Annotated in this window: 15 protein-coding genes; 11 read left to right on the forward strand and 4 right to left on the reverse strand. The window is 35.4% G+C overall.

The window, feature by feature from the left end:
* Nucleotides 1-7 precede the first annotated feature (7 nt).
* A complete protein-coding gene (locus tag EHQ43_RS00210) occupies nucleotides 8-655 on the forward strand; it encodes a DUF1569 domain-containing protein (RefSeq protein ID WP_135769849.1) in 648 nt (215 codons plus the stop codon).
* Nucleotides 652-1,254 carry an NADPH-dependent FMN reductase gene (locus EHQ43_RS00215; protein WP_135769850.1) on the forward strand — a complete coding sequence of 201 codons (603 nt, stop codon included), beginning with the start codon at nucleotides 652-654 and terminating at the stop codon, nucleotides 1,252-1,254. Before EHQ43_RS00210 ends, EHQ43_RS00215 begins: the two co-directional genes overlap by 4 nt.
* On the opposite strand, the gene EHQ43_RS00220 is transcribed toward EHQ43_RS00215, so the two are convergent.
* Nucleotides 1,205-2,275 carry an acyltransferase gene (locus EHQ43_RS00220; protein WP_135769851.1) on the reverse strand — a complete coding sequence of 357 codons (1,071 nt, stop codon included), beginning with the start codon at nucleotides 2,273-2,275 and terminating at the stop codon, nucleotides 1,205-1,207. The genes EHQ43_RS00215 and EHQ43_RS00220 overlap by 50 nt on opposite strands.
* Nucleotides 2,276-2,385: 110 nt before the next feature.
* On the opposite strand from EHQ43_RS00220, the gene EHQ43_RS00225 reads away from it, so the two are divergent.
* Nucleotides 2,386-2,814, forward strand: a complete 429-nt coding sequence (locus tag EHQ43_RS00225; protein WP_135742544.1) for a Crp/Fnr family transcriptional regulator — start codon at nucleotides 2,386-2,388, stop codon at nucleotides 2,812-2,814.
* A gap of 12 nt (nucleotides 2,815-2,826) precedes the next feature.
* Here EHQ43_RS00225 and EHQ43_RS00230 read toward each other — a convergent pair whose 3' ends face one another.
* Nucleotides 2,827-3,078, reverse strand: coding sequence for a hypothetical protein (locus EHQ43_RS00230; RefSeq protein ID WP_135742543.1), 252 nt, complete (start codon nucleotides 3,076-3,078; stop codon nucleotides 2,827-2,829).
* Between the two features lie 2 nt (nucleotides 3,079-3,080).
* Nucleotides 3,081-4,583: an HDOD domain-containing protein gene (locus EHQ43_RS00235; RefSeq protein ID WP_135769852.1), complete on the reverse strand. Its 1,503-nt coding sequence runs from the start codon at nucleotides 4,581-4,583 to the stop codon at nucleotides 3,081-3,083.
* Nucleotides 4,584-4,670: 87 nt separating this feature from the next.
* Between EHQ43_RS00235 and EHQ43_RS00240 the strand changes: the two genes are divergently transcribed.
* The gene (locus EHQ43_RS00240; RefSeq protein ID WP_135742541.1) at nucleotides 4,671-5,198 is read left to right on the forward strand and encodes a hypothetical protein; all 528 of its coding nucleotides are present in this window, start codon (nucleotides 4,671-4,673) and stop codon (nucleotides 5,196-5,198) included.
* A gap of 457 nt (nucleotides 5,199-5,655) precedes the next feature.
* Here the strand turns inward: EHQ43_RS00240 and EHQ43_RS00250 are convergent, their stop codons facing one another.
* Nucleotides 5,656-6,933, reverse strand: coding sequence for an STAS domain-containing protein (locus EHQ43_RS00250; protein WP_135742539.1), 1,278 nt, complete (start codon nucleotides 6,931-6,933; stop codon nucleotides 5,656-5,658).
* Nucleotides 6,934-7,110: 177 nt separating this feature from the next.
* On the opposite strand from EHQ43_RS00250, the gene EHQ43_RS00255 reads away from it, so the two are divergent.
* The 7 genes from EHQ43_RS00255 to EHQ43_RS00285 all read left to right on the forward strand — a co-directional run bounded on the left by EHQ43_RS00255 (nucleotide 7,111) and on the right by EHQ43_RS00285 (nucleotide 13,256).
* Nucleotides 7,111-7,416, forward strand: a complete 306-nt coding sequence (locus EHQ43_RS00255) for an HU family DNA-binding protein (RefSeq protein WP_004788037.1) — start codon at nucleotides 7,111-7,113, stop codon at nucleotides 7,414-7,416.
* A 41-nt stretch (nucleotides 7,417-7,457) separates the two neighbouring features.
* Nucleotides 7,458-7,910: a VanZ family protein gene (locus EHQ43_RS00260; RefSeq protein WP_135742538.1), complete on the forward strand. Its 453-nt coding sequence runs from the start codon at nucleotides 7,458-7,460 to the stop codon at nucleotides 7,908-7,910.
* Nucleotides 7,911-7,995: 85 nt separating this feature from the next.
* A complete protein-coding gene (locus EHQ43_RS00265; RefSeq protein ID WP_135742537.1) occupies nucleotides 7,996-9,612 on the forward strand; it encodes an FAD-binding oxidoreductase in 1,617 nt (538 codons plus the stop codon).
* Entirely contained in the window at nucleotides 9,612-10,253 is a 642-nt protein-coding gene (locus EHQ43_RS00270) for a TetR/AcrR family transcriptional regulator (RefSeq protein ID WP_135742536.1), read from the forward strand. Before EHQ43_RS00265 ends, EHQ43_RS00270 begins: the two co-directional genes overlap by 1 nt.
* The gene (locus EHQ43_RS00275; RefSeq protein WP_244242565.1) at nucleotides 10,250-11,179 is read left to right on the forward strand and encodes a diacylglycerol/lipid kinase family protein; all 930 of its coding nucleotides are present in this window, start codon (nucleotides 10,250-10,252) and stop codon (nucleotides 11,177-11,179) included. The genes EHQ43_RS00270 and EHQ43_RS00275 overlap by 4 nt, the downstream gene beginning before the upstream one ends.
* A 4-nt stretch (nucleotides 11,180-11,183) precedes the next feature.
* Entirely contained in the window at nucleotides 11,184-12,824 is a 1,641-nt protein-coding gene (locus EHQ43_RS00280) for a glycerol-3-phosphate dehydrogenase/oxidase (RefSeq protein WP_135769854.1), read from the forward strand.
* Entirely contained in the window at nucleotides 12,825-13,256 is a 432-nt protein-coding gene (locus EHQ43_RS00285; RefSeq protein WP_135742534.1) for an acyl-CoA thioesterase, read from the forward strand.
* Nucleotides 13,257-13,258 lie beyond the last annotated feature (2 nt).

Genomic DNA, 13,258 nt, shown 5'->3' on the forward strand with positions numbered 1-13,258 from the left:
AGGGAAAATGAAATCAATTTTAAAATTAAAAACAATGGATGATATCGAAAAAGAGTTATCGATTATTCTTTCATGTGAGAAAAAACAGAAATCTGATATTACTTTATCACAAATATTTGACTTTTTAGCAGAGTCTATTGAGTTATCAATCCAAGGTATTGGATCTACTTCAAAAAGATCTACGATCAATAAACTTTTAGGAAAGTATAAGTTCGCAAAACTTATTTCGTCAGGACACTATACAAAAACCAATCAAATTCCAGGTTTCCCGCCAAGGGATTTAGGAGATCCAGAATCAGCTCAATTAAGATTAAAAACCTCTTTAACTGCGTTTAGATTACATTCAGGTCCATTTGCAGATCATCCTGTTTTCGGAGATTTAGATAAAAAACAATGGGAAAAAATACATGGCATACTCGCGTCTTTTCTGTTTGGATACATACAACTGTTTGGTGATGAGAAATTAAGATTCGCAAAGGATAGAGAGAGTAAAAAAGACAGAAACCTATCTGACAAAAAACAAAACCATCATCATCAGAAAAAGAAAGAGGATCGTGGAGATTCCAAACCTAGCGGTCACAATAGTAGAAAGTGGAAAAATAAGAAAAAATCTAGTTATAAAGGCAATAAAAACCAAGGAGGCGGACAAAAATGACAATAACATTAGTTTGCGGTAGCCATAGAAAAAACTCCCAATCTTTAAAAGTAACAAAGTTTTTAGCTTCTATATTAGATAAAAATGGAATTGAAACTAACCTAATTGATTTAGGAAATAAACCATTGCCAGTTTGGGATCCAGGTATGTGGGAAAAAGATTCTGAAATTAAAAAGTTTTGGATTGGTTATAGTAAAGGAATTGCAGAATCAGATGCTTACATATTCATCACACCAGAATATGCTGGAATGGCAAGTCCCGCTTTAAAGAATTTCTTTTTATATTTAACTGGTGGGGACATTTCTCACAAACCAGGACTCATCATAACTGTTTCAAGTGGAATGGGTGGTAGTTATCCAAACGCCGAATTGCGCATGTCTAGTTACAAAAATACTCGTATTGTTTATATTCCAGACCATGTGATTGTAAGACATGTAGAATCTATTTTGAATGCAGAAACTCCAGAATCGAAAGACGATGAATACATTCGGAATCGATTAACGTATGTCTGTAAAGTTTTAATTGAATATGCAAAGGCTTTTACATTGATCAGGTCAAGCGGTGTGATCGATATAAAAACTTACCCTTTTGGATTATAATTGATACCATGATGGGTAATCCAACGTTCAGCAAGAGTGTGAAAATATAACCGAAAAAAGGTCCTGCAAAACTGTATGGATCAATACTGTGCATAAAATGGATGATAAATGGGTGTAGTAAGAAAATAAATATACTTTGATTACCAATATAACTGAACAAATTGGCAATGAATGAATTGAAATAATTTAGATGATTCCATATAAATATCATTATAAAAATAGGATAAATTGTATGATGGTTTTTGAGGTCTGTTCCATATAAATGGCTAAATAAAACCAATAAAACGATGAAAATAGTGAAAAATACAACATTGATGTATTTGGATTTTTCAGATGAAATAGAAGATGATTTTTTAGTGTTCCCAATATTGATTCCTAAAACAAAGAAAAATATATAATTAAAAATTGAAATTGAATGGTACTGCTCTGGTAAAAATTGATTCAAAAGTCCTAAATTGGAGATTACATTTATGCTAAATGACAGTAATAAAATCCAGGGTTTCAATTTTTTCTGCAATAAAATGGGGTTTAACAGCGAAAACAAAAGATAAAATTGCAGTAGAAGGGGTACAAAATAAAACGGTGTGAAAACTTTCCCGAATATATAAAACTCAATCAATTCATTCAAGCTATAATTCTTATATTTAATCAAATAACCTAGAATTGAAAACAACGTATAAGGTAATATTAAATGTTTGAATTTTGAGATCCAATAACCTTCCTTTTTTCTTAAAAATATTGCTGAGGTCAAAATGAAGATAGGAACTGAAAATCGTGCTAAATTTGATAAAAATAATGTGTTATGTATGATAAATGTATCTGCTGGGTGGAAAAACTGAAAGTATGAATGAATATGGATCATCACGATTCCGATCATTGCAAATCCACGTAAAATATCGAATCGAATCTCCCGTTTTTCTTTCACGTCCGTTGGAGATGGCATTTCGAAAGGAATTTTGAAACAATTATATGTAAGAAGAAGCATTCCCGCTAGTATGATCCCTAATAATTCCCATTCCATAATTTAAACGTCCTTTTAGAACATTTTCATTTTATATTTCTAGGAGAAAAGGAAAATGAATTCAGATTTTAGACAAAATAGCCAAAAATAGATATAGGAGTCACCATTCTATGAGCAAACTCAACATTCCACCCAATCAAAGGATTTTTAAAGAAGGTGAGTTGAATAATGCTATGTACATCATATTACAAGGGAACGTTGAAATTTTCTTCACGGTGAATAATAGCCAAACTCGATTGGCACTTATGAAACCAGGGGACTTCTTTGGAGAAATGGCACTCTTCAGTTCTAATCCAAGAAGTGCCACCGCAAGAACGATTACAAATTGTGAGTTAGCGGTGATCGAAAGCAAACAGCAGTTGGAAAATTTTTTGGTTAAAAATCCTAAATTTGCTGCAAAGATGGTTTCTATTATGGCGGATCGATTGGCAAAAACAAACGAACTATTAATTACTAGTATGGAAAAATCAGTAGCGAAGAAAATCGAATTTAGTACTGAATTAGGGAAGGATTTAAAGGCTGACTTAGGCCACGAGTGATTTTTCTAATATTTAACCATATATGGATGGGAGATTTTTTTTGATCAAAGTGAATTCTAACATGGGAGCGTAACTTAATAAGTTCTTTAAATTGACTTTATGACCCTCTGCGATTACAAATTCCTTTAAAATTTCCAAAGTTTCTTCTGGTGGTAAACTTGAAATATAAGGATATTCGGGATGGCCAATTAAATTGAGTTCATCGGCTAGATTAGGATCTTCTAAATCTTTTTCATCTAATGTGAGTAGCTGTTTCCAATCCATTGTTATATAAAGAGATTTTGGTATTCTTCTCTATGCTCCTCAAAATTGATTTTAAAACGGTCCTGCATTTCTCGAAATTCTTTTTCTGAATGAATTTCAAAATAATCGAGTACTTCTGGTTCAACGGTAAAATAATTTCCTTTGCCTTTGCCAATATTGGCTAAGATATCTGCTAAATAGATAATTTGGCATAAGATATTGTTTCTAGTTTTGCATTGCCAAGGTTTATGATGGAATCGAATCACATCCAAAATTTCTTCCGGGAAGTGCCATTTCTCGGATATTAAATACCCGATTTCAGAATGAGTTGTTCCAACAGTATATTCTTCGACCCATTCTGAAATTTCTGAGTTATCATCACTTCTTAGAACTCTAATTTGATTTACCTGACTCAAATCGAGAGATAACAATACCATTCTCCCTAAATCATGTAATAGAGCAGCAATTGTTGCAGTCTCTAATAGTTGGATATGTTTACGTTTTTCTTCTAAAAGAAATTTAACATACATGGAAGTTTTAAATGAGTGAGTCCAAACTAAAACTTGCTTCGCATAACGAGAGTTAAGTATTTTTTTAGCACCTAAAGCCAAAAAAATTGCTTCCAGGTTTTTTAGGCCGATTCTTTTTACACCTTCAAATACAGATACTATCGATTTGTGAACTCCAAACAAAGGAGAATTGGCGATTTTGATGATTTCAGCTGCAATTGCTGGGTCTTTTTCAGCTTCCGTTGCTATTTCATGGAAAGTAATATCTTTCTTTTTTGCTATGAGAATTAATTTGTTGATTTGAGCAGGTAGGGGAGGTAACGAATTTACTTCTCTGATTAAAAGTTCCTTAATTCGTGTTTGGCTCTCTTTAGGGATCAATTGTTTTGGAATCCGAATGATGACTTCGGTATAATCTTCTCCTGTGACTAATTCGAAAAATTGATTTGGTATTCCTGAATTTCGCAGGAGAATATGGATTAAAACAATCCCAAGCCCAGAACTTTCTTCGTTATCAACTGACTCTCTGTAGGCATCGTTGATGTTTTTGTATTTCACTGAGGCCTGGACTCTTTTTAAGATTCTATTTTTTTCTTCCGGTAGAATTTTAGCATTGTTTCTGACTCTAAATTCAATAAAATTCTCTTTAAACATTGTGCTAAGAGTGATTGTGAATTTTGATTTTTCTAATGATAAAAATACACGTTTACGATTATGACCAAATTCGTCTTTGTACAAAGCAATACCGCGGGCATAATCAATCTCATTGTTTAAGTCTAACCCTTGTTCTGAGAAAAATACTCGTTTCCCATTGGCTTTACAGCCGTTCACCAAAAGTTCACTGAGAATCGTAAAAAGGATTTCGTGGAGGAATTCTAACGAAATGCTCCGAACCACTCGACCAATCCATACATCCAATTCCGGACAGTCAATTTCCGAAAAGTGGACATATTCTTTGGTGATTAATTTTCCAGAAAGGAAGTCCTCCTGGAATGTCATGAGTGGGGGAATCGACATGATAAAACTGTTTTGAACCTTGTTTCTCTTTTTGAAAACCGAAAATTTTATTTTGAAATTTACCTAAAAAAACCGATAATAGTAACTATGGAACTCTCGAAAAAAAATCTTCTTTTAATCCTTGTGTTCAGTATAGCAGCTGTTTCAATTTCTGCTCAGGACACGAAACCACAAACAACCTCTACCGACGTGAACCAAGAAAATCACGATGCCAAGGAAGGCCAGGATAAAGAGTTATTCGAGTACTACTATAAAACGCGTCCCGAAAATTTACCACCTAATAAAGCAAAACTTGAGTATAACTTGATTAAGACGCTCAAAAAAGAAATTATGAGTCGTGACTACTCAAAAGAGTCCGCTGAATCAATTAAAAAAATCGATGCAACTAACATACAATATGAAAGAGTTTACCGTGATAGCAAATGGTTACGCGGATTTATGACACAAAACACTCATTTAAACTATATGGAATTTATGTATGTAGTGAAATATGATAAATACATGTGTTTTGTTACTTTTGATGTGAATCCAGAGAATTATTTGCAACAATCACGTCAGTCTCATTTAGTTTTTTCTGGGAAGGATAAGTTCGAAATAACCATCCCAAAACCCTAATTGAAAAAAGAACAGTCGTTAAAGCAAGGAAATAGTAAAAACTATACTTAAAATAATTTTCTAAGTTCTCGAGAAGGGGGAGTGGTTCATCATTCCCCATGATCCTCGAAATAGCAGTTTGTTTGCCCAGGATCCTCAATTCTTTTTTATAAATTTCAATCGAATCACCTAATCTAAGCCTTTTATAGATAGAGTAGGGTATTTTCTCAGTGGATTCATACAATGATCCATCACTTAGGCCAAAATTATAATGACATTGGTATGCGATCGGGAATTCGTTTTTGACTCGAGACAATTCTTGTACTCTCGCAAAACTTCTGTTTTTCTCATCAGTCAGTGATGAAGATTCATTACGAAGGGATTTATTTTCTACATGAACTATGCTATATAGTATAGAAACAACCAAAAAGGAAATCAAAACCGAATTGGAGATCCAAACGGAAATTCGTGGAGTCATCTAAGACTTAGATGGCTCCTCAAAAGACTTCAATGCATCTTCACGGTCAGAATAAAATTGGAAAGCATTCGATAAACCTAATAAATGGAACACTTGTAATATTGAACTTGTCACTCCAACAAGAGCCATCTCTTTGTTTCGTTTTTGAAGATTCATTTTTACATCTAAGATCATTCTGATTCCTAAACTTGAGATGTAACGTAATTCAGAGAAATCCAAAATCAGATGTTTGCGATCTGCGCCAACCATTTCATCTAGGATAGTTTGAGTGATGCGGTCTAATGGACCTGATTCCATTCGTCCTTTGATTTGAACGATGACAGTTCCATTGATGCGCTTTTGTTCAATTTCGTATGGTAAGTCTTGCATAGATTCCCCTCTCTTTAGTGGAACAACTACAAATAATTTCTCTGGCGATAAACGTATCATCGCTTTTGCGTAAGGTGGAAACGGGTAATGCCTCTCCGTGAGGGAATCGACTGCCAAACCACCATTCATTTCGGAAATAACTTCCACTTGATCTAAAGCCCTAAAATCTGCCAAGGAAAACTCTGTTTCTCGAGATTTGACTCGTATTTCTCTGGAATAAACATGGAAAAACGGCTCATGTTTGGAGAATGGTGGGAATTTTTTAGGGAAACAGGAACTGATCCAACCTGTTGAGCCGGCTCCCGTGTAGACAAGTAATCCAGAACATTTTTGTTCTTCCTTTTTGTCCAGATAAGAGATCCAAAACCTTGAAGTGAGATCTGGGCTATTATTACGGATCGAAAGTTCACATACCGCCGGTACGGTTCTCAGTTTGGTTCCATTTGGATACAGAATTTCTGTATCAAGCAAGGACCAAGACTCTAACTTTGTTTGTTTGAAATTTTGTTTCACGGCTTCACCCAATTCTTCTGCGGTGAATCCTAGGAGTGCTCCGACAGATGAATCAGGATCGGAATTACATCCTATTAAATGTGTTTTCCCAACCAAATGTGCAACATAAGTGAAATGATTATCTCCACCATGTGCGACGACTAAATCATAATTGGATCCACCAAGAGGGTCAAATTGTTCGCGAAAAACAAAGTCGGCTTTTGGGAATACATGGTTTTTAAGATAATCACGTGATCGAATCTGCCTTTCATGTGATTCGAATGTTCTTTGGAAAACTTCTGGATTTTGTTTTGTGACTTCCTTATAAGCTTGGATGGAACCGTAAGTTTCCAAATCTAGCTCGTATTTGGTTCGTTTGAATACGACAACGATCTTCTTGTACTGAATGGAAGACATGAGTTTTGGAAGAAATTCCCATTTTCCTTAGGGAAATAAAGGTTTTTTTAAAAAAACTGCATTTTTCTTAGGAAATTCTAAGAAAAATTGTATCCAAAATCAATTTAATCTTGTACCAAAACAGGTAGTTTTGTAAATAATGTGTAACCGTTAAATGGTTTAGAGGAAAATCAAAGTATGGCAACAACTCCTACCCCAATGAAAAAGTCCGAAATGCTCAGCGAATTGGCTGAAACAACTGGTATGACCAAAAAAAATGTAGCAGCATTCCTTGACTCTTTTGTTGAACTCGCATACAAAGAAACAAAGAAGAATGGAGCTTTTGTTATTCCAGGACTTGGGAAACTTGTTAAACGGAATCGTCCAAAAAGAAAAGGTAGAAACCCTGCAACTGGTGAAGCGATTGTCATCCCTGCAAAAACAGTTGTGAAATTCACTCTTTCTAAAACTTGCAAAGACGCAGTTGTTCCACCTAAAAAATAATGTAACCGTTTCTCCCAGGAGGACAACCACCTGGGAATTTTATGGATAAAAAACCATATCCATTCTTGCCTTTTGAAGATTCTCTCGTCGGAGAGAAGATTCTTTTTGTTTGGCAAGAAAGTCATCATTCTGAAAAAAATTTAAAAGATCATCTTTTAAAAGTATTAGAATTGAAAGAAGACCAGTTGGTTTTTACACCGAACGCCATAAAACAAAAGTTAATGGTTTCTTACCCAACAGAAATTAGAAACCTAATAAACAATAATTCAGCTTCTGAGATTCCAAATCTATTAATTGAGATTGCAAAAGGAAAAACTCCTTCGAATCCAACACCAGCTGTAGATATATGTTTCGAACTAATCGAATGGTTGTTAACTGGTTTTGATTTGGATGAAGTGCTCCGAGAAACCTTATCCTTATTATTCGGGACAACACTCTCAATTGAATTTTTAATCTCAGTAAGAGCTGAATATTTCAAAGAGTTGCGCGGTTAAATAAAACTAGCAAAATTGTTTTTTGGTTGTCAGATTTTGAATTTAGTTCAAAAATTGGAGCAAATAAGGATTATCGGTTACCACCATGCAAACTCGAAGCATTTACAAATGGGGCTCCCCAGATGTGGAAGAAAAACTACCTACACATACTCTTGATTTTTTAAACAATCAATTCCCTATATCAAAAGAATTTAAATCTTCATTCCCCAAAGGAGAGCTTTCTTTAAAGCCTCTAAAAAAATCAAAACTGAGTCCGGCTGTCATTACTAAATTAAAAAAAATAGTAGGGAACGCCAATGTTACGTTAGACGATGTGAGTCGGGCAAAACATTCTATAGGAAAATTTTATACAGAAATATATAAAGCTAGATTTGGAGAGGTAACTGACGTTGTAGATGTTGTTGTATCTCCCAAAAATGAAACAGAAATCGAAGAAATTTTATCATTAGCTAATGCAAATAGAATCCCAGTCATTCCCTTTGGGGCAGGTTCTACTGTAACCAAAGCTCTCCAAGCACCAAAAGGTGGTATCTCACTCGATTTATCCCGATTGAATCGGATCATTGAATTCAATGCCATTGACTCTACTGTCACAGTTGAAGCTGGAGTTTATGGCCCAGAATTGGAAAAACATTTAAATGAAAGAGGATACACTTGTGGGCACTTCCCACAATCATTTGAATTTTCGACAGTAGGTGGTTGGATTGCAGCAAAAGGAGCGGGGCAAGCATCGACCGGATATGGCAAAATAGAAGATATTCTCTTGGGCCTAACGGCCATTACTCCATCAGGTAAGTTTGAATCAAAACCATACCCAGCTGCATCCATTGGTCCCGATATGTTTCGATTATTCCTTGGAACAGAAGGAAGTTTTGGTGTTATTACCAAAGCAACATTAAAAATTCGAAAATACCATTCTGAAAATTCTGCAAAAGGATCGTTCATATTCAAAAACTTTGAAAAGGCAGTTGAGACGATGCGTGAAGTCATGCAAGGTGGGTTTGGGAAACCGCATTTTTTTCGTATCCAAGATCCAGAAGAAACCGATATTTCTTTTCACATGAGCGGCTTACACGGTGGGAAAGAAGATTTATTTTTACGATTCATTGGATACAAGCCAATGCAACGTTCCCTCATGCATATTATCATTGATGGTGATCCTTCCTATACAAAAGAAGTACTTAAAAAAATCAAAAAAATCGCAAAACGGAACGGTGGTTTCTCCACTGGAGAATCTCCTGTGAACAAATGGTTACACCAAAGGTATTCGAGTGCATATCTTCGTGATTATTTGATGGATGAAGGGATTCGAATTGATACTTTAGAGACAGCGGTTAGTTGGTCAAATCTACATACTTTATGGGAAAATACAAGGGCTTATATAAAAAGTTTTGAAAACACTTCATGTATGGTTCATATTTCACATGCATATGAGAATGGCGCTAATTTATATTTTATATTCATTAGCCCGATGGACAAACAAAACGAAGTGTCAAGTTTCGTGAATTTTCATAAAGGAATTATCGATAGCATACATGCCAATGGTGGGTCTTTATCTCATCATCATGGAATTGGTAGAATGTTATCACCTTGGATGGAAAAGGAAGTAGGTGAGGAAGGAATTCGAATTCTGTCCTCATTGAAAAAAACTTTTGATCCGAAGGGAATTATGAATCCAGGTGGGTTGTTAGGTATCAAATAATGGGTGTATCGGAACGAAAAAAAAGAGAATTTGCACAGAGAGAAGCTGACATACTAAATTGTGCGATTGAACTTTTCCGTACAAAACATCCCTCTCTAGTGAAGATGGATGATATCGCAAAACATCTAGAAATTGGAAGAGGTACAATTTACCTCCACTTCAAAAGTAAAGATGATTTAATGGCTAGAATCCAATACGAAGATTATGTTCGTCTTCGCGAACGATTGGAAAAAGCCTTCGATGAAAAAACTGCAATTGAAATGTCTCGGCGTGCAATACGTGCTTATATTGATCATTGTTTAGGTGACAAACATATGTATGTTGTTGCAAAACAATGTGGCGTAAACTTAAACATTGAAAATGTATCTGACGATTTACGGAAACTATTAACTGATGAAAGATCAAATCGATTGTCGTTATTGGAAAAAATTTACAAACAAGCAAAAAATGAAAATTTGATCAATTCGCGTGGCACCTACCCAAATGTTGCTGTTGCTTGGGGCATGATTCGAGGAGCAGTGGAAGTAATCCTCGATGGTCATTTCCAAAATGAAATCAAAAGTGAAAAAGCTTATTTAGATACAATCGAACATGTTTTATTTTTTGGTTTATTTTCGGGTGGAAGTAAAGGAGAAACATGATGAGAAAGATGAAGGTGATTTTAAATCCAGTTTCTGGTGGAGGTCTTTCCGCAAAAGTATGGAAAAAAATTGAACCAGTTCTCATCCAAAAGGGTATTTCATATTCCTTCGAAGCTACTACTAAAGAAAAGGCAGCGAAAGATATTGCCAAAGAGGCCGTCAAACAGGGGTTTCACTGGATTTTAGGAATCGGCGGTGATGGTACTTTTTCTAATATCATTAACGGTCTCTTTGAAAACGGAAAAATTATTAATAAAAAAGTAGTTTTTAGTCCAATCCCCGCAGGAAGGGGAAATGATTTTATTAAAACGGTAAAAGTATCTAAAAATCCTATTAAAGCATTGGAACAGGTTTTAGTTGGGGAAGAGAGGTTAATTGATCTAATCGATGTAACATATACCAAAGCAGATCATTCAAAAGGGAAATATCTATGTTTGAACTTGGCTGATTTTGGAATGGGCGGGGAAGTTGTTTACCGTGTTAACCAATCTAAATTAGGAAGAATTATTGGTGGTAAAGCTGTATTTTTACTTTATACTGTCGTTTGTCTATTTTCTTATACCAACAAAAAAATTACACTTACGCTTTCCAAGTTTGAAAAAATCACCAATAAATGTCGTTTGATTGTATGTGCGAATGGTGAGTTTGCAGGTGGTGGTATGTGGTTTGCCCCCAAAGCAAAGTTAGATGATGGGAAAATGGACTTTTTGGCAATCCAAGATGTATCTATTTTTGAAACTCTACGTAAGTTTGGGAATCTTTATCAAGGAAAATTATCTGATGATGCAAAGGTGATTTCTAAACAAATTTCCGAACTCAAAGCAGATTCAGAAGAAGATGTTTTTATTGATGTAGATGGAGAGAATATGGGCCAACTCCCAGCAGAGTTTAAAGTCCTCCCTAAAGTTTTACCGATTAAATGTTAATTTTATGAAACATAGCACCAAACAAGAAAATTCGAGACTCGATCATTTAAAAAAAGAATATGACATAATCATTATCGGTGGTGGGATCACTGGAGCCAATGTATTATGGGATGCAACTTTACGTGGATATAATTGTCTACTTGCTGAAAAAAATGATTACGCTTCAGGTACAAGCCAGGCTACTTCAAAACTGATCCATGGTGGACTTCGGTATTTAAAAAATTTTGAAATCAGTCTTGTACGTGAGTCATTATCGGAAAGGCGGTATTTGGCAAAAATTTCTCCCCATGCAGTTCGTCCAATGGGTTTTATCATACCGATTCGATCTTGGTTCCAAAGGATCCAATTATTGCTAGGGATGGAGTTGTACAACCTATTATCTTATGACAGAAACAAAGAAATCGATCCCGATGTACAACTTCCCAAATATAGATGGAATTCTCTTGCAGAAACAATTTATAAAGTGATCGGGTTGAGTAGAAATGCGCTCAAAGGGAGTTTTCAATACTATGATTATGCAAATCCTAACCCTGAAAAACATACAACAGAGTTTATCCTCTCAGCCAAAGAGAAAGGTGCTCATGCATTTAATTACCTTTCAGTCACTACCTTAAAAAAGCAAAATAGCGGTGGTTATACGGTTGGGTTAACGGATGAAATTACTGGCAAAAAAGTTTTGGTGTCTGCCAAGGTAGTTGTGAATTCAGCTGGGCCATGGGCCGATGTGATTGAATCAATGGCCGGGATCTCTGCAGAAAAAAAGTTAGTGCGATCCAAAGGGATTCATGCAGTTGTTCGGAATATCTGTGGAAACGAATGTGTTGTTTTATCCAAACGTGATGGATCCCATCTTTTTGTTATCCCTTGGAGGGGGAAAACCATCATTGGAACTACAGACACAGCTTATGAAGATGATCCAGACAAATTTAAAGTCAAACAATCGGAGATCGTAGATTTAATTGACGAAGTAAATTATAGTTTTGGATTCGCAAAACTAACGCTAAAAGATGTTGAATATTATTATGGGGGGTTACGGCCTCTTGTTGAAGATCCAGGTAGCACAGAAGGTACTTATTCAGCTTCACGTAAATCTGAAATTTTCCATTATGAAAAGGAAGGGTTTCCTGGCTTTTTCTCAGCGTTAGGTGGGAAATATACAACAAGTCGAGCAGTTGCAGAGAGTTTAGTGAATTCAATTGATATGTTTTCCAAAGGGATCGAATCACCTTCTGCTACAAAGTTCACACCTCTTCTTGGAGGACGGTACCAAAATTTGAAAGAATTGGTGAGTGAGATCCAATTCAAACACCCTCATGTTCCTGGATTAAAAATCGATTCCTTGGTGAGACGATATGGAAGTACTACTTGGCGAATTTTACAAGGGAAAGGATCGGATGTATATCGAATCCCCAACGGTGAGTTATATTTTGAAGAGGAAGTAGAATACATTGTTTTACACGAGGATATTCACCATCTAACCGATTTTTATTTTAGAAGGTCTGGTGTTGGTACTGTTGGGAAATTGGATACTTCTGAACGTTCAAGATTAGATAAAAAAATAGCAAAGTTACTTGGTTGGAATTCAGAACGTCTGCGAGAAGAAAGTAAAAAAGTAGATGAACGTTATCAGTGGTTTGTGGACTAAATGCCAAGAATTGTTATCGATATTCCAACCCATTTAGTTTACGAGACATCCTTAAGCGTAAGGATTTCTGATATTAACTTTGCAGGCCACTTAGCCCACGATGCCATTTTAACCTTAACCCATGAATGTAGAGCACGGTTTTTTCATTCCCATGGTTGGACAGAAATCAATGTGGAAGGGAAGGGGATCGTTGTCTCGGATGTAGCGATTGTATATAAATCAGAAGCATTTTTTCCAGATGATTTACGAATGCAATTGTTCGTAGATCAAATTTCAAAGAAGTCATTAGACATGGTTTATGTCATCACACATAAAAATGATGGTAAGGAAATTGCCAGGGCAAAAACTGCGATTGTATTTTTTGATTATGCAGAAAGGAAAGCTTGCTCCATCCCTGACATTTTTCTAAAAGCTATCGAAAATAAAGTATAAGA

Origin of the sequence: Leptospira bouyouniensis (assembly GCF_004769525.1) — a bacterium.
Classification (GTDB): Bacteria; Spirochaetota; Leptospiria; order Leptospirales; family Leptospiraceae; genus Leptospira_A; species Leptospira_A bouyouniensis.